The following is a 16252-nucleotide window of genomic DNA, read 5'->3' on the forward strand; positions in this document are numbered from 1 at the left end:
GTTAACGGGTAATGAATATGGAATGGTTGGAACAATTATTAGGAAAAGAGTGGAGTCTTGTACCGGCTGGTGGAGTAACGGGCGATGCATATATTGCGCAAAACGGACAACAGAAGTTATTTTTAAAGCGGAATACATCGCCCTTTTTAGCGGTATTGTCAGCAGAAGGAATTGTTCCAAAATTACTTTGGACAAGAAGGGTAACGAATGGTGATGTAATTTCTGCTCAAAAATGGCTTCCGGGACAGAAGCTAGAGCCAGAGGATATGAAACTAGAACGTGTTGCGAAACTTTTGAAGAAAATACACTCCTCTAAAGCGCTTGTACAGATGATTCAAAGACTTGGGAAGCAGCCGCTTCACGCACAAGAGTTATTACAACAACTGCAACTCGTTTTAAGAGGAGATATAAGGGATGATGCAACAATTCAGCAAGGCCTTCAATATTTAATGGGTTCATTAAAAGCTATTGAATACAATGAATTTGTTGTATGCCATTGTGATGTAAACCATAACAATTGGATATTGTCGGATGAAGATGAGTTGTTTTTAATTGATTGGGATGGAGCTGTAATTGCTGACCCGGCTCTAGACCTTGGTATGTTATTATATTGGTACATTCCGCGCCAGGAGTGGAGTGAGTGGCTCGGTTTTTATGATATTGAAATGGATGAATCGCTGCTTAGGCGTATGAGATGGTATGTGATAGCACAAACGATTTTGTCTATTCAATGGCATACAACAAAAAAACAGCAAGCAGAAGCTGAATATTGGCATCAATATTTACAGCAACTACTTGCTTCAGAATAATACTTAAGAAAAATTGTCCATTCCAGCAATCCACTGAGTAAGTTGTTCTTGATTATTGGAAATATGGTTGTCCAAATTAGAGGAAGATTTACCCGATTGACTATAAGAATATACATCGTTTAGCATTGTTTTAGCGTCACTACTTATATTATCGTTTGCGAGTAACGATTGAATGAGGCGCTCTAATTGCTCGCATTCTGAAACTGTCCCGCAGCAATCACTTTGGTGGTTGACTAAAATATCTTTCAGCACTTCTAATTGATGTTGTTGATTAATTGGCATGAACGGATCATCCTTTCGATTGTTTTTCTCTTCAAATGTAAGAGAAAAAGCTGTTTCGTCATGGAATGTTTAATGCTGTATGTAGTTTTTATCAAAATGGTACATCTTATACTTGAAAGAAACGGACCGAGTGCTCGTACGTACTTGGTTTTTTGTTTGGTAGATTAATTAAAAAAAGAAAGAAGGAATTATTCCTTTAAAATAGTTTTGTAAAGAGAGGGAGACATCTATGCGTTTAAGACATAAACCATATGCAATGGATCGAATTAACGAGTATTCACATATCGTAATCGGAAACCCAGAGGAGCGCGCTGGTAACTGGAAAGAAGTATTTGGAAATGAACAACCAATTCATATTGAAGTAGGTACAGGTCGTGGCCGCTTTATGTATGATATGGCAAAAGCGAATCCACATATTAATTATATTGGAATTGAAAAATTCACAAGTGTTGTTGTAGATGCACTTGATAAATTAATTGAAGAAGAAGTGCCGAACTTAAAGTTAATTAATAAAGATGCTGAAGATTTAACAGTTTTCTTTGCAAAAGGTGAGATTGATCGCGTTTATTTAAACTTCTCAGATCCATGGCCAAAGAAGCGTCATACGAAGCGTCGTTTAACGTATAAAACGTTTTTACGTAATTATGAAGAAGTGTTAGTAGAAGGCGGAGAAATTCATTTTAAAACAGATAACCAAGGTTTATTTGAATATTCTCTTATGAGTATGGCTGAGTATGGTATGTTACTAACGTACTTAAGCTTAGATCTTCATAACAGCGACTTTGAAGGTAACATCATGACTGAATACGAAGAGAAATTCTCTAGTAAGGGTCATCGTATTTACCGAGTTGAAGCAAAATATCGTACAGAGCCTATGCAGTAATGCATAGGTTTTTTTATGCCTAAAATAATCAGAATTTTATGTTAAGATTAATTAAAAGACCTGCGGTAGTATGTCAACTGAAAAATAATATATTTTGAAGTTATCAAAGGACAAATTGCTTAAAAAAGACATCACGAAACTAGACCAGCACCGCATGTAAAATACTGGAATTGATTGAAAGGTAGCGATGACAAGTTTTATGTCACACTTTCACACACCTTTCAGGCGTAAAGAGTTGGTGATTACGTAGTAGCGCATCCACCAATCGCACAAATTTTCTTGCGGTTAGAACGAGTGCACGTTTGTGTTGATGTTTTGGTACTTCATTATACTTTTTTGCGTAATATTCTTGGTATTCCAATACATGCTTTCTTACAGAGTTGGCGGCTTCAACTAAGTAATACCGCAAGTAATGATTCCCATTACGAGATAATGAAGTATTTTCAGCGGTGAACCGGCCAGACTGGTATGTACGCCAATATAACCCGGCATATTTTGCGATTTTGGTTTCATCGTCAAATCTTTCGATTTGGCCAATTTCAGCGATAATACCAGCGGCATATATAGGCCCGATTCCAGGAATGGATTCTAATGTTTGCGTTAATCCAGCCATGATCCGCTTAATAGATTTTTCTAGTTCTTTAATTTGTCTTTGATAGGTACGAATGATTTCGATTGATGTTCCTAAAAGAATATCGATTGAGTCTTCTACCACCTTATCTAAACGGTACGACGTGCGAACAGCCTTTTGAATGGTTGATGCGACACATTTCGGGTCACCAAATCGATTTTTACTCTTTTCCTGTAGGAACTCAGCGAGTTCCTCTAAAGGCATGTCAGCTAGCTCTTCTAGACTGAATTTTTCAAGGAACAATTCCATCATGGCGTTACCAAATATAGAAGAATCGACTTCTTGTGAGAACGTATTACATTTATAACTTAGGTGTTGTAGAAAATGTTGTTTCTCCTTTGTCAACATTCTAACGAGTTGATAACGAGCTCTTGTTAATTGCTGTAATGCCACGTATTGACTTTCTTTCACGATGGACATTTGATTTCGCCCAAATCGTAAATAATCAGCGATGACAAAGGCATCAATTTCGTCAGTCTTATTCATGTCTGAATAACTTTTCTTGAAGTTTGCGACTTGTTTTGGATTTAGAAGAAATACCTTTGTGCCAAATCTTTTTAAGTCTTCGTCATGATGGAGAAACATGGATGGGTGAAAACTGTAAACAGATGTAGATTCTAAGCCGATTTTTAAAGTTTCAACCTCTTGATTGGTTGTGCACTGTAATAATCGTTCTTTAAGTACCTGTGCACCTGGTAAGTCATTACTGACTGAAAAAGAATCTAGCTTTTCTCCTTCACCATTTAAAAAGCAAACTTTCATATCAAACGAACTTACATCTAGACCAACAAATAATCTCACGTAAGAGACCTCCTTTCGATTTAGAATCATTGCTTGGACGTCTCGAGATATCTCTAGTGTGTACGCCGACCAACAACCTCGTGTATAAGAGCTAGTCCTGAATCGAAAGCCGCCCTAGAGCTACTAACATCTAGGTTCGAGGATCAGGCTGCTCAGCCTGCGAGTAGGGAGCCCCGCGCGTTCACTGAGAAACACTCTTTTCGTGTGGTAAATCCACAGGGGAATACAGAATTGTCCCAAATGATCCTAAGACCATTATCTAGAAATATCTTGAGACGTCCAAGTATTTTCTTTATTACTGGACTCTTATTAGAGAGAAAAACTAAGCCTGAGATAGGGCTTAAATATTAATATACGAGGGGGATGTGTAATGGAACAGTTACAAATTGGAGATATAAAAGTAACGTGGTTAAAAGGCGGAAATACACATTTAGATGGAGGCGCAATGTTTGGTGTTGTGCCGAAAGTACTTTGGTCACGTAAATATAAACATAATGACACAAATCATATTTACTTACGAACAGATCCGTTACTTTTACAAACGAAAGATGGAAATATGCTCATTGATTCAGGAATAGGAAACGGTAAGTTGAATGAGAAGATGAAACGAAATCAAGGTGTAACAGAAGAATCATCGGTTTATGAATCGTTAGAAAAACAGGGATTAAAGCCTGAAGATATTCAATATGTTTTAATGACACACCTTCATTTTGATCATGCATCTGGTCTAACAAAATGGGAAGATGATCACCTTGTACCGGCATTTCCAAATGCGAAAGTTTACGTAAGTGAAACAGAGTGGAATGAAATGAGGAATCCAAACATTAGATCACGTAATACATATTGGAAGGAAAATTGGGAGCCAATTGTAGATCAAGTTGTTACGTTCCAGCAAGAAATAGAAATTACAGATGAAATCAAGATGACGCATACCGGTGGTCATAGCGATGGACATGCAGTTATCGCTTTGGAGAGTCAAGGAGAAACGATGCTACATTTAGCAGACCTATTGCCGACACACGCGCATCAAAATGTATTATGGGTAATGGCATACGATGATTATCCGATGACTTCGATTGAAAATAAGCAAAAGTGGATGAAGTATGGTGCTGAAAAAGAGGCGTGGTTTACGTTTTATCATGACGCATATTATCGTGCTGTGAAGTGGAATGAGGAAGGACATATTGTAGAAAAAATAGAACGGAAAACGAGTATAGAAGCTTAAAAAGAGGAGATTGTTCCATCATATTTGTTGGAGCAGCTTCTTTTTTATTATCGGATTTTGTCGGTAAGTCGATATATTCGGAAAATCGCTGATATAATTTTAATCAATACCCACAATTTCAAAAAAATAAGAGGTTCACCTAATGGGAACCCTCCTTTTTATGCTGCTATAACTTCTAAAACAGTACCTGTTTTAGCATCAACTAAAAATTCAAATCGTTCTTGTATATCATCTAACATTGTTGTAAGACCGCCGCGATAAACTTCATATGCGACATCATATTTTTCAAATGTCTCTGGAACCATATGTACCCAAGAGCCAGTAATTTCACCTTTATGACTTAATGCTTGTTTCACCATTTTCAATGCTTTTTCTGAAGAAATATGGGATTGTTCTTGTACTTTGTTTGCAACGAGATAACCAGCTGCGAACCCAACGCCAAGACCTGCTACTAAACCTTTCCAACTCATATATTCACCTCAATTCTATAAAATAAAAATAGTGTACCAATAATAATTATAAAGCAAATACAGTTAAAAAAGAAGAAACTAGAAACATTTCGAAAATTTCGTTACAATAAAAGAGGTATTCTACTAAGGTTTGAAAGAAGGGGACTTCGTGAATAAAGAGACATTACAATTATTTCGTACGTTAACAGAATTACAGGGGGCATCAGGTTTTGAACATGATGTACGCCGTTTTATGAAACAAGAATTAAGCAAATATGCGGATGAAATTGTACAAGACGGTTTAGGTAGCGTATTTGGTCTGAAAAAAGGGGACGAAACTGGCCCGCGTGTTCTTGTAGCAGGTCATATGGATGAAGTAGGTTTCATGGTTACGCAAATTACGAAAAACGGAATGCTTCGTTTTCAAACGTTAGGCGGCTGGTGGAGCCAAGTTTTATTAGCACAGCGTGTACAAGTTATGACGAAGAATGGTCCTGTTATTGGGGTTGTTGGTTCTATTCCTCCTCATTTATTAAGTGACGCGCAACGTGCAAAACCGATGGATATAAAAAATATGTTAATTGATATAGGTGCAGATAGTTATGAAGATGCGATTGAAATTGGTGTAAAACCAGGACAACAAATCGTGCCGATTTGCCCATTCACACCGATGGCAAATGAGAAGAAAATTATGGCGAAAGCTTGGGACAATCGTTACGGATGTGGTCTTGCAATCGAATTGTTAAAAGAATTAAAAGATGAAACATTACCAAATACATTATATTCTGGTGCTACTGTACAAGAAGAAGTAGGCCTTCGCGGAGCGCAAACAGCTGCAAATATGATTCAACCAGACATTTTCTATGCGCTTGATGCAAGTCCAGCAAACGATGCATCTGGTGACAAAACGCAGTTCGGTCAATTAGGAAAAGGTGCTCTTCTTCGTATTTACGATCGCACGATGGTAACACATAGAGGAATGCGCGAATTCATTTTAGATACAGCAGAAACAAACAATATTCCGTACCAATACTTTATTTCACAAGGTGGTACAGATGCGGGCCGTGTACATACAAGTAACTCTGGTATCCCATCAGCAGTAATTGGTGTTTGTGCACGCTACATTCATACACATGCTTCAATTTTACATGTTGATGATTATGCAGCGGCGAAAGAATTAATTACGAAGCTTGTAAGAACAACAGATAAAACGACGTTAGAGACAATTAAGAATAACGCGTAGAGAAGAAGGGCGAAAAACCCTTCTTTTTTTAGGTTGAATAGATGACCCAGCGATGATTGGGAGCGGTCAGTGCTTAATTGGTGTTCGAATGATGTATGAAGACTCCAAGTAGGAAGTGAGAGGAAGGCTGTTTTTGTTTTCGAAGACGGTAATGTTGCTAGAAAAAACCTTCTTTTTTAGGCTGAATAGATGACTTGGTGATATGTGGTAGTGGTTGATACTTAATTCGTATCTGATGCGGATATTAGAATAGAATGATGAATTTTTATAGAGGTGAACGAAATGAAAGTAGTAGTTGGATCGAAGAATAAAACGAAAGTTGGTGCTGTGGAGAAGGTTTGGAAAGATGCTACAATTACATCTCTCTCTGTTCCTTCAGGAGTAGCAAATCAGCCGTTTTCAGATGAAGAGACGATGCAAGGAGCGATTAATAGAGCGAAGCGAGCGCTAGAGGAAGGAGAAGCTCCAATTGGTATTGGGCTAGAAGGCGGTGTGATGAAAACGGAGCACGGTTTATTTATGTGTAACTGGGGCGCGCTAGCAACAAGTGATGGGAAAGTATTTGTGGCCGGAGGAGCGCGTATTACGTTACCAGACGATTTTTTAGCACCTCTTGAAGATGGTAAAGAATTAAGCGAAGTGATGGAAGAGTTTGTACATAGAAAAGATATTCGTAGTCACGAAGGAGCGATTGGTATTTTTACAGATGATTATGTCGACCGCACGGAATTATTTGTACACGTTGTTAAGTTACTTGTTGGGCAATATAAGTATGACAAAAAGCAAGCATAAACCTTGCACCATGCGCGATGTATGGTAGTATAAAAGAAAGATTATAACATGAAAAATGCACTCGTTAGAGGAGGAAATATAGATGAAGTCATTAGAAAGCATGGAGCAATTCCAACAATTAAAAAATGAAGAGAATGTAGTCTTTATGTTCTCAGCAGAATGGTGCCCAGACTGCCGTTTTGTAGACCCATTTATGCCAGAAGTAGAAGAGAAATATAGTGATTTCTCATTTTACTATGTAGATCGTGATGAGTTTATTGATCTATGTGTAAAATTAGACGTATTTGGCATTCCGAGCTTTGTAGCGTACAATAAAGGTGAAGAAACTGGTCGCTATGTAAACAAAGATCGTAAAACACAAGAACAAATCGAAGAGTTCATTGAAGGTTTAAAATAAGGCAATTTGCCAATTGAATTGTAAAACAACCTCTACCTTCGCGGGGGAGGTTATTTTTTTGGAAGGGAGGAAAAAGAGATGAAGATGACAAGTAAAAAGATGAAAGACGAGTTAATGAAGAAATTATCTCGTCCAGAGTGGGACTTTCAGTATGATAGCGAGAAAGAGGTTCTACGTATAGAACAGAAAGACTCGAAAAAAGGTATTAACGTATCACTTCCAGGAGTTGTAGCAAAATGGGAAGTGAACAAAGAAAAGGCAATTGAAGAAGTTGCTTATTACGTACAAGAAGCGCTAATTGCGATGCATAAAGAAGAAAATAGCGGAGCAAAAATTTTACCTGTTATTCGTTCTACTTCTTTCCCGAAACAAGCAGAAGAAGGAAATCCGTTTATTATGACGGATCATACGGCGGAAACACGTATTTACTATGCGTTAGATTCGAATAAAACGTATCGACTAATTGATGAACGTCTGTTACAAAAATTAGAACTTACAGAACAGCAAGTGCGTGAAATGGCATTATTCAACGCACGCTCATTAGGTTATGAATTTAAACAAGACACAGTAGCGGGTAATACATTCTACTTTTTAAACACAAATGATGGGTATGACGCGACTCGTATTTTAAACGAATCGTTACTACAATCGATGCGTGAAAAGATTTCTGGTGACATGGTTGTTGCTGTTCCTCACCAAGATGTATTAATTATTGCTGATATCGTCAACGAAATCGGTTATGATATTATTGCACAAATGACAATGAAATTTTTTGCCGAAGGGCATGTTCCGATTACATCACTTTCATTCGTATATGAAGATGGAGAATTTGAACCAATCTTTATTTTAGCGAAAAATCGGAAGAAGACAGATGGAAAAGAGAAAGGATGAACGAAGTGAACGTTTTTTACAACCTTGAAGGAATTGGTGACACTTTAATTGTTGCCTTACAAGATATTACTTTAGAGAACCGTACTTTTGATCGCAAAGGAGATGTTGCACGCGTATACGATCGTGAAAGCAATATAACAGCAGGATTCAACATCTTTAATGCATCTTCTTATTTAGAAGTAACAGAAACAGGAAACCTTACATTAACGAAAGAGCTTGTAGAGAAAATCAACGAAGTTTTAGCGAAGAATGGCTTTGAAGAAACAGTAGAAGCAGATCTTTCTCCGAAATTTGTTGTAGGCTATGTAGCTGAAAAAGAGAAACATCCAAATGCTGATAAGCTAAACATCTGTAAAGTAGAAATCGGTACAGAAACATTACAAATCGTATGTGGTGCACCAAACGTTGATGCAGGACAAAAAGTTGTCGTTGCGAAAATCGGCGCTGTAATGCCAAGCGGTATGTTAATTAAACCGGCTGAACTTCGCGGTGTTCCTTCTTCTGGAATGATCTGCTCTGCACGTGAATTAGAGCTTCCAGACGCTCCACAAGAAAAAGGTATTCTTGTATTAGAAGATAGCTTTGAAGTTGGACAAGAGTTTAAATTTTAATTGATATAAGAAAAGAGAGGTTGTCCTTTTGGACAGCCTCTCTTTTCTTTTTGTCATTCTTTATCGGTAAGTCGAAATTTCTTGTTGAATCGTTGATATATTGAGAGTTGTGATAGATATACTCAAAAAATCGTAAATATGATAAGAATGTCACCTTTTTTCTTAAAATCTATATTGTATTTTATAAACAAACTAGTTAAAATTTAGAAAAATAGAAGGGGATAGACGTATGAAACAACAACCAAAAATCGCAGAACTTCTAAAACGAATTGAAACTTCAAAACAGCAAGATGTTGAGCTAGGTACTTATGAAATATATGTGTTTAGTGAAAGTGAATTAGAAAAAGGACAAATCGGTTACCGATATGATAAACATAAAAATTCATTAATAAGTGAAGAAAACGGAAAGTGGCAAGAAGGATGGATTGCAATTGGATATGAAACGGATATGGGTGATCCAGTTTTCGTAAATATAGATGATAACGCTTATCCGGTTTATACTGCAGAGCGTGGTACAGAAACGTGGCATCCTGTTTATATTGGAAATATGGATGAGATTATAGGGCAATTATAAGAAAAACTTTGAATCCGGTGCAAAGTGATGGGAGAGAAGTATGAAGTATATAAAAATAATGAGCATGATTGCATTCATTGGAATATATATGGCTGGTTGTTCACAAGAGCAGCCGAAAAAAGAAACTACATCTTCTATACAAGAGAAAAGAAAAGATACCAAAGAAGACGCACCGGTAGAAAAGCAGCAAGAACAAGAAAAGAACGAAGAATCGCAAGCAATTAAAACGAATGAGCAAGTGGAGCATAAGCAGGAGGAAGTGCCGACTGAAGAAAAGATAGAGGAAACTACACCGGTGCTGCCAACTGAGCAACCAATGCAAAATAATGAACAAAAAGTAGAGAGTAATGAAAAACAAGAGAAGTTTCTCGTCGTTATTGATCCAGGGCATCAACAAAAAGCGAATTTAAATTTAGAGCCGATTGGGCCAGGGGCAACAACACAAAAATATAAAGTCACAGATGGTACAACTGGTGTTGTGACGAAAAAAAGAGAGGCCGTACTTGTATTAGAAATGGCTTTCGTATTAAAAGAAAAGTTAGAAGCGAAGGGAATGCAAGTATTAATGACGAGAACGTCACAAGACGTTGATATAAGTAATAAAGAACGGGCGACATTCGCAAACAATCATAAGGCAAATTTATTTTTACGTCTTCATGCAGATGGTTCTGAAAATCCAAACCAAAGTGGATTTGCTGTATTGACGCCAGCAGAAGACAGTCCGCATACGAAAGAGATTTATGCGGAAAGCCTTCAAATCTCTCAAATGATTGTAAATAAAATGAGGGAGAACCAGCAAGTGAAAGTAAATGGAATTAAATTCAGGGATGATCTTTCTGGATTTAATTGGTCCAAAGTACCTGGTGTACTATTAGAACTTGGGTTTATGTCAAATCTTGAAGAAGATAAAAAATTATCTGACCCGCAGTATGTAAATTCTTTATTGCAAAGTGTAACGGATAGTATAGATGCATATCGGAAGCGTAAAGCTTAAGCGCAGTCTTACATGAAAGGCTGCGTTTTTCCATATGAAACACTCGTAAATTAGAATATTGTGGATAAATATGACATGCTTAATTTTACCTGCACTTTTTGCCGAATGCTGATACAATAAAGGATGTTACTATTTAGTAGAAAGAGTGGTAAGCATGTTAGATTGGATGAAAAAGTTGTTTAACAAAGAGGAAGAACAAACAGCGTTGAATAAAGAAGTACAAAAGCAAATTGAAAGTCAGCCGAAAATTCCTCGTGTAAACCACTACACTGAAGCAAGAGAAGCACAAATGGCAAGTAGGAATGCAGGTAAATGCCGTTTTCCTTTAGTACCGGATAATGGGTTCGATGAAGAGGATGAAAGAGAAGTAGATCACTTCGAAGAACAACCTGTTCAAGGAGTAACATATGAAGAACCGACTGCTCAAAGAGGAATACAGGTGGAAAGAAGCAGACGACCGTATGTGGAAAAGGTAGTTTCTACATATGAAGAACCGGAAGTACAATATGAACCGGTGCGAGAGGCTGTCGTTAAAAAGGCATCTGCACCTTCGCAAGAGAGTAACCGTAGACCATTTCGTCCAACAGAAATGATTTCGCCAATTTATGGATATAATCGTCCTTCAGTAGAGAAAAAGGTTGAAAAGCAGGAGGAAGTAAAAGAAAGAGAAGATCTTGAAATATCTGTAGAGGGCAAAGCAGTTGTTGATGCATGGTTAGAGAAAAAAGGATATACATTATCAGATTTCTCAGAAGGGCAAGCAACGTCTTCTTCGCCTAGTCATGAATCGGTTGGTCAACAGGATAAAAAGCAAGAAAAATCAGTTGTTGATCAATGGCTAGAGAAAAACGGTTATGAAATCGAACGCCAAGAGCCTTTAGTAGAAGAAAAAGAAGTGATTCAAGGAATGAGTACACCGCAGGAAGTTTCAGCGGATGAATTACTTCATAAAACAGTAGCTGAGCAGATGGAAAGTGCTAAGCTAGAAAAAGATGTAGTGGTGTTAAACGAAAACAATCTACAAGAAGAATTAGTGGCTTCTAAAGTAGAGCACGAGGATACAATATTATCAGAAGAAATTAAACGTAATACAGAAATAAAACAACCTACTATTGAAGTGGAAAAGCAAGCTCCAGAAGAATCAGTGATTGTCAAAGCAGAAGAAAAACTTGCAGAAACAATCATTGTGGAAATACCAGAAGAGCCAGAAGAAGTGGAAGTAATTACAGAAACAGAAGAGCCAGAAGAAGTGGAAGTAATTACAGAAACAGAAGAGCCAGAAGAAGTGGAAGTAATTACAGAAACAGAAGAGCCAGAAGAAGTGGAAGTAATTACAGAAACAGAAGAGCCAGAAGAAGTGGAAGTAATTACAGAAACAGAAGAGCTAGAAGAAGTAGAAGTAATTACAGAAACAGAAGAGCTAGAAGAAGTAGAAGTGATTGCAGAATCAGAAGAAGTGGAAGTAATTGCAGAAGCAGAAGAGTCAGAAGAAGTAGAAGTAATCGCAGAAGCAGAAGAGTCAGAAGAAGTGGAAGTAATTACAGAAACAGAAGAGCTAGAAGAAGTGGAAGTAATTGCAGAAGCGGAAGAGTCAGAAGAAGTAGAAGTAATTGCGGAAACAGAAGAGCTAGAAGAAGTGGAAGTAATTGCAGAAACAGAAGAGCCAGAAGAAGTGGAAGTAATTGCGGAAACAGAAGAGCTAGAAGAAGTAGAAGTAATTGCAGAAGCAGAAGAGCTAGAAGAAGTAGAAGTAATTGCAGAAACAGAAGCACAAGAAGAAGTGGAAGTAATTGCAGAAACAGAAGAGCCAGAAGAAGTGGAAGTAATTGCGGAAACAGAAGAGCTAGAAGAAGTGGAAGTAATTGCAGAAGCAGAAGAGCTAGAAGAAGTAGAAGTAATTGCAGAAACAGAAGCACAAGAAGAAGTGGAAGTAATTGCAGAAACAGAAGAGCCAGAAGAAGTGGAAGTAATTGCGGAAACAGAAGAGCTAGAAGAAGTGGAAGTAATTGCAGAAATAAAAGCGCCTGTAGTAGAGACATTTGTAGCACTTGAGGAAATTCAGCAAGAAGATGAAGCGATTGAACAAAAGAGTGAATTCATACATGTAGCTGAGGCTGATGAACAGACAAAGAACGACGTTCAAAGCTTTGCGAATGTTTTACTTGCAGAAACAGAAGAAAATAAACGAGTTGTAGAAGAAGCGCCAGTCGCAGAAGAACAACGAGTTGTAGAAGAAACACCAGTCGCAGAAGAACAACGAGTTGTAGAAGAAGCGCCAGTCGCAGAAGAACAACGAGTTGTAGAAGAAGCGCCGGTCGCAGAAGAACAACCAGTTGTAAAAAAAGAAGAACCAAAACGTGAGAAAAAGCGTCATGTACCATTTAATGTTGTTATGTTGAAACAAGATAGAACACGATTAATGGAAAGACATGCAGCTAGGGCAAATGCAATGCAGCATTCTGTTAATGTACGAGTAGAGAATAGACCAGTGCAACAAGTAGTAGCAGAACCACAAGTGGAAGAACAACCAATGCAGCAGGTGGTAGCAGAACCACAAGTGGAAGAACAACCAATGCAGCAGGTGGTAGCAGAACCACAAGTGGAAGAACAACCAATGCAGCAGGTGGTAGCAGAACCACAAGTGGAAGAACAACCAATGCAGCAGGTGGTAGTAGAATCACAAGTGGAAGAACAACCAATGCAGCAGGTGGTAGTAGAATCACAAGTGGAAGAACAATCAGTGCAGCAAGTAGTAGCAGAGCCACAAATGGAAGAACGCCCAGTGCAGCAAGTAGTGGAAGAGCAAGTACAAAAGCCAATTTCAAGTACGGAAGTACAAGAGAAAGCATATGTTGTAAATCAAAGAGAGAACGATATGCGAAATGTATTGCACACACCACCGACATACACTGTTCCGCCATTAGCGCTGTTGTCGATTCCGCAGCAATCAGCGCTAGATAATACAGAATGGTTAGATGAGCAAAAAGAATTATTAGATACAACGTTTAATAATTTTTATGTTGGAGCACATGTTATTAATGTATCGCAAGGGCCAGCAGTAACTCGTTTTGAAGTGCAACCAGACCCAGGCGTGAAAGTAAATAAAATTACCAATTTAAGTGATGATATTAAGTTAAGTTTAGCTGCGAAAGATATTCGTATTGAAGCGCCGATTCCAGGGAAGAGTGCGATTGGAATTGAGGTTCCAAATAAAGAAAGTAAGCCAGTATTTCTTCGTGAAATTTTAAGAAGTCCTGTATTCACAAAGAGTGAATCACCGCTTACTGTTGCGCTTGGACTTGATATTTCAGGTGATCCAATTGTAACAGATATTCGAAAAATGCCGCACGGACTTATTGCGGGTGCAACGGGTTCAGGTAAAAGTGTGTGTATTAACGCGATTTTAACGAGTATTTTATATAAAGCGAAACCGCATGAAGTGAAGTTAATGTTAATTGATCCGAAGATGGTTGAGCTTGCACCATACAATTCTGTTCCACATCTTGTAGCACCTGTTATTACGGATGTAAAAGCAGCGACAGCGGCTTTAAAGTGGGCAGTCGAAGAGATGGAACGCCGTTATGAATTGTTTGCGCACGCTGGTGCTCGTGATTTAACTCGTTACAATACGATTGTAAGTGAGCGAGAAATTCCAGGAGAAACATTACCTTATATCGTTATTGTCATTGACGAGTTAGCCGACTTAATGATGGTAGCACCTGGTGATGTTGAGGAAGCGATTTGTCGTATTGCGCAAAAAGCACGTGCTTGTGGTATTCATTTATTAGTAGCGACGCAGCGTCCATCTGTAGATGTTATTACAGGTTTAATTAAGTCAAACATTCCAACGCGTATTGCGTTTACTGTATCATCTCAAGTTGATTCGCGTACGATTATTGATATTGGAGGCGCGGAGAAATTACTTGGCCGTGGTGATATGTTATTTTTAGGGAACGGTACATCTAAGCCAGTTCGTGTACAAGGTGTATATGTATCGGATGATGAGATCGAAAAGACAGTTGATCATGTGAGAAAGCAAATGAAGCCGAATTACTTATTTAAGCAAGAGGATTTATTAGCGAAAACAGAACAGGCTGAGTCGGAAGACGAATTGTTCTTTGAAGCATGTCAATTTGTTGTAGAACAAGGGGGAGCGTCCACATCTTCTGTACAGCGAAAATTCCGCATCGGTTATAATCGCGCGGCACGTCTCATTGAGGAGATGCAATCGCAAGGAATTATTTCTGAAGCAAGAGGGACGAAGCCAAGAGATGTCCTTATTTCTGAGGATGAATTCGCTGCTATGCAGGAAACGAATGTATAGTCCACGGTTTTGCTGTATACTAATAGAAAATGTTGGATAGTAAAGTAGGGAGTAAAGCGACATGAAAGAAATTGAATTAAAATTAAAAGGTGAAATAAATCGACTAACAAATAAAACATTTAAATTTGACGAACGAGTTGGAGAAGGTTGGTTCTCCGCGGTTTACTTTTTAAAAACTAGAGAAATTATTGAAGAATTTCGCCCGAAAAGTGTTGTAACGATGCAATTTTTCCAAAAAGAAAATGCAGTTCTTTGCGGAACAGATGAAGTAATTGCATTGCTACAAACATTCGCTAAAAATCCTGAGGAACTTGAAATTAACTCTTTAAAAGATGGCGATAAAATTAGTCCATTTGAAACAGTGTTAACAATTCATGGTCCTTATGAGAATTTCGGATTTTTAGAAGGTGTTATTGATGGGATTTTAGCTCGTCGTACATCGGTTGCAACAAACGTATATAATGTTGTCCAAGCTGCGCGTAGTGTAGATAAAGAAAAACCAGTTATTTTCATGGGAGATCGTGACGATCATTATACACAACAAGCTGGTGACGGTTATGCAGCATACATCGGAGGTATGAGCGCACAAGCGACGCATGCAATGAATGAATGGTGGGGCAGAAGTGGTATGGGAACAATGCCTCACGCATTAATTCAAATGTTTAATGGTGATGTTGTAGAAGCGGCAAAAGCATATCATAAGAAATTTCCAGAAGATGAATTAGTTGTACTAATTGATTACAATAATGATGTTATTACAGATGCACTTCGTGTAGCGCGTGAATTTGGATCAACATTAAAAGGTGTGCGTGTAGATACGTCTCGCACAATGATTGATCAATACTTTATTCGCCACCCAGAAGTACTTGGAACATTTGATCCACGTGGTGTAAATCCATCTCTTGTATTTGCACTTCGCAAGGCGCTTGATGAAGAAGGATTCCAGCATGTAGACATCGTTGTAACTGGTGGATTTGATGAAAAGCGTATTCGTGAATTTGAAGCTCAAAAGGTACCTGTTGACATATATGGGGTAGGGAGTAGCTTGTTAAAAATGAATATTGGCTTTACTGGTGATAATGTAGAATTAAATGGGAAACCAGAAGCAAAAGCTGGTCGTAAATATCGTCCAAACCCACGTTTAGAGCGTGTTCAATTAGAAAAAAGAGAAGATATGTAAAAGAGAGAAAAACTGATAGGTGATTGACCCTATCAGTTTTTCTGTTATCATAGTATAGCGGCTTCTTTTTTGCTATAATGGACTTGTTATGGACATATAAAGAAGTACGTACGAGTTTATCCTGATAAGTGAAGGGAAAGAATAACCTCACTACATCAAAAATGTA

The 16252-nt window shown here is 38.0% G+C and carries 15 protein-coding genes; 12 read left to right on the forward strand and 3 right to left on the reverse strand.

The genetic code is table 11. From position 1 onward, the window contains the following. The first annotated feature begins 11 nt into the window (after window positions 1-11). The gene (locus tag MHI28_RS23470) at window positions 12-809 is read left to right on the forward strand and encodes a phosphotransferase family protein (protein WP_002162466.1); all 798 of its coding nucleotides are present in this window, start codon (window positions 12-14) and stop codon (window positions 807-809) included. A gap of 3 nt (window positions 810-812) precedes the next feature. Here the strand turns inward: MHI28_RS23470 and MHI28_RS23475 are convergent, their stop codons facing one another. Next, complete coding sequence (locus tag MHI28_RS23475) at window positions 813-1091, reverse strand: YtzH-like family protein (protein ID WP_001122235.1); 279 nt, start codon at window positions 1089-1091, stop codon at window positions 813-815. A 229-nt stretch (window positions 1092-1320) separates the two neighbouring features. Between MHI28_RS23475 and trmB the strand changes: the two genes are divergently transcribed. Further along, window positions 1321-1974, forward strand: a complete 654-nt coding sequence (gene trmB / locus MHI28_RS23480; RefSeq protein ID WP_001239383.1) for a tRNA (guanosine(46)-N7)-methyltransferase TrmB — start codon at window positions 1321-1323, stop codon at window positions 1972-1974. Between the two features lie 202 nt (window positions 1975-2176). Here the strand turns inward: trmB and MHI28_RS23485 are convergent, their stop codons facing one another. Further along, on the reverse strand, window positions 2177-3406 hold the full coding sequence (locus MHI28_RS23485; RefSeq protein WP_100909797.1) for an IS110 family transposase: 1230 nt from the start codon (window positions 3404-3406) through the stop codon (window positions 2177-2179). 370 nt (window positions 3407-3776) lie between these two features. Between MHI28_RS23485 and MHI28_RS23490 the strand changes: the two genes are divergently transcribed. Next, the gene (locus MHI28_RS23490) at window positions 3777-4631 is read left to right on the forward strand and encodes a YtnP family quorum-quenching lactonase (RefSeq protein WP_000436873.1); all 855 of its coding nucleotides are present in this window, start codon (window positions 3777-3779) and stop codon (window positions 4629-4631) included. Window positions 4632-4789: 158 nt separating this feature from the next. On the opposite strand, the gene MHI28_RS23495 is transcribed toward MHI28_RS23490, so the two are convergent. Then, window positions 4790-5101 (reverse strand): PepSY domain-containing protein, encoded by a 312-nt coding sequence (locus MHI28_RS23495; RefSeq protein WP_000118541.1) that lies wholly within the window; start codon window positions 5099-5101, stop codon window positions 4790-4792. Window positions 5102-5249: 148 nt separating this feature from the next. Between MHI28_RS23495 and MHI28_RS23500 the strand changes: the two genes are divergently transcribed. From MHI28_RS23500 to MHI28_RS23540, 9 genes are all read left to right on the forward strand, one after another. After that, a complete protein-coding gene (locus MHI28_RS23500) occupies window positions 5250-6323 on the forward strand; it encodes a M42 family metallopeptidase (RefSeq protein ID WP_001031517.1) in 1074 nt (357 codons plus the stop codon). Between the two features lie 282 nt (window positions 6324-6605). After that, window positions 6606-7115 carry a DUF84 family protein gene (locus tag MHI28_RS23505; RefSeq protein ID WP_000869954.1) on the forward strand — a complete coding sequence of 170 codons (510 nt, stop codon included), beginning with the start codon at window positions 6606-6608 and terminating at the stop codon, window positions 7113-7115. A gap of 82 nt (window positions 7116-7197) precedes the next feature. After that, on the forward strand, window positions 7198-7512 hold the full coding sequence (locus tag MHI28_RS23510) for a thioredoxin family protein (protein WP_000838193.1): 315 nt from the start codon (window positions 7198-7200) through the stop codon (window positions 7510-7512). Window positions 7513-7590: 78 nt separating this feature from the next. Continuing rightward, window positions 7591-8403 carry a DUF1444 domain-containing protein gene (locus tag MHI28_RS23515; protein ID WP_000784606.1) on the forward strand — a complete coding sequence of 271 codons (813 nt, stop codon included), beginning with the start codon at window positions 7591-7593 and terminating at the stop codon, window positions 8401-8403. Continuing rightward, window positions 8400-9014 carry a YtpR family tRNA-binding protein gene (ytpR, locus tag MHI28_RS23520; RefSeq protein WP_001006765.1) on the forward strand — a complete coding sequence of 205 codons (615 nt, stop codon included), beginning with the start codon at window positions 8400-8402 and terminating at the stop codon, window positions 9012-9014. Before MHI28_RS23515 ends, ytpR begins: the two co-directional genes overlap by 4 nt. Window positions 9015-9243: 229 nt before the next feature. Next, window positions 9244-9588 carry a hypothetical protein gene (locus tag MHI28_RS23525; RefSeq protein WP_000813351.1) on the forward strand — a complete coding sequence of 115 codons (345 nt, stop codon included), beginning with the start codon at window positions 9244-9246 and terminating at the stop codon, window positions 9586-9588. A 40-nt stretch (window positions 9589-9628) separates the two neighbouring features. Beyond that, window positions 9629-10582: an N-acetylmuramoyl-L-alanine amidase gene (locus MHI28_RS23530; protein WP_000874053.1), complete on the forward strand. Its 954-nt coding sequence runs from the start codon at window positions 9629-9631 to the stop codon at window positions 10580-10582. A 154-nt stretch (window positions 10583-10736) separates the two neighbouring features. Beyond that, window positions 10737-14906 carry a DNA translocase FtsK gene (locus tag MHI28_RS23535; protein WP_340828311.1) on the forward strand — a complete coding sequence of 1390 codons (4170 nt, stop codon included), beginning with the start codon at window positions 10737-10739 and terminating at the stop codon, window positions 14904-14906. A gap of 61 nt (window positions 14907-14967) precedes the next feature. After that, window positions 14968-16086 (forward strand): nicotinate phosphoribosyltransferase, encoded by a 1119-nt coding sequence (locus MHI28_RS23540; RefSeq protein ID WP_000658372.1) that lies wholly within the window; start codon window positions 14968-14970, stop codon window positions 16084-16086. Window positions 16087-16252: the final 166 nt, after the last annotated feature.

It is taken from the genome of Bacillus sp. FSL K6-0268 (assembly GCF_038005425.1).
GTDB lineage: Bacteria > Bacillota > Bacilli > Bacillales > Bacillaceae_G > Bacillus_A > Bacillus_A thuringiensis_S.

What these genes read in the sequence shown, in the direction of transcription:
- MHI28_RS23530 (WP_000874053.1), top strand. Translation starts at nt 9,629, where the DNA reads ATGAAGTATATAAAAATAATGAGCATGATTGCATTCATTGGAATATAT.
- MHI28_RS23475 (WP_001122235.1), bottom strand. Translation starts at nt 1,091, where the DNA reads ATGCCAATTAATCAACAACATCAATTAGAAGTGCTGAAAGATATTTTA.
- MHI28_RS23540 (WP_000658372.1), top strand. Translation starts at nt 14,968, where the DNA reads ATGAAAGAAATTGAATTAAAATTAAAAGGTGAAATAAATCGACTAACA.
- MHI28_RS23470 (WP_002162466.1), top strand. Translation starts at nt 12, where the DNA reads ATGAATATGGAATGGTTGGAACAATTATTAGGAAAAGAGTGGAGTCTT.
- MHI28_RS23535 (WP_340828311.1), top strand. Translation starts at nt 10,737, where the DNA reads ATGTTAGATTGGATGAAAAAGTTGTTTAACAAAGAGGAAGAACAAACA.
- MHI28_RS23510 (WP_000838193.1), top strand. Translation starts at nt 7,198, where the DNA reads ATGAAGTCATTAGAAAGCATGGAGCAATTCCAACAATTAAAAAATGAA.
- MHI28_RS23505 (WP_000869954.1), top strand. Translation starts at nt 6,606, where the DNA reads ATGAAAGTAGTAGTTGGATCGAAGAATAAAACGAAAGTTGGTGCTGTG.
- MHI28_RS23490 (WP_000436873.1), top strand. Translation starts at nt 3,777, where the DNA reads ATGGAACAGTTACAAATTGGAGATATAAAAGTAACGTGGTTAAAAGGC.
- MHI28_RS23495 (WP_000118541.1), bottom strand. Translation starts at nt 5,101, where the DNA reads ATGAGTTGGAAAGGTTTAGTAGCAGGTCTTGGCGTTGGGTTCGCAGCT.
- MHI28_RS23525 (WP_000813351.1), top strand. Translation starts at nt 9,244, where the DNA reads ATGAAACAACAACCAAAAATCGCAGAACTTCTAAAACGAATTGAAACT.
- ytpR (WP_001006765.1), top strand. Translation starts at nt 8,400, where the DNA reads ATGAACGAAGTGAACGTTTTTTACAACCTTGAAGGAATTGGTGACACT.
- MHI28_RS23515 (WP_000784606.1), top strand. Translation starts at nt 7,591, where the DNA reads ATGAAGATGACAAGTAAAAAGATGAAAGACGAGTTAATGAAGAAATTA.
- trmB (WP_001239383.1), top strand. Translation starts at nt 1,321, where the DNA reads ATGCGTTTAAGACATAAACCATATGCAATGGATCGAATTAACGAGTAT.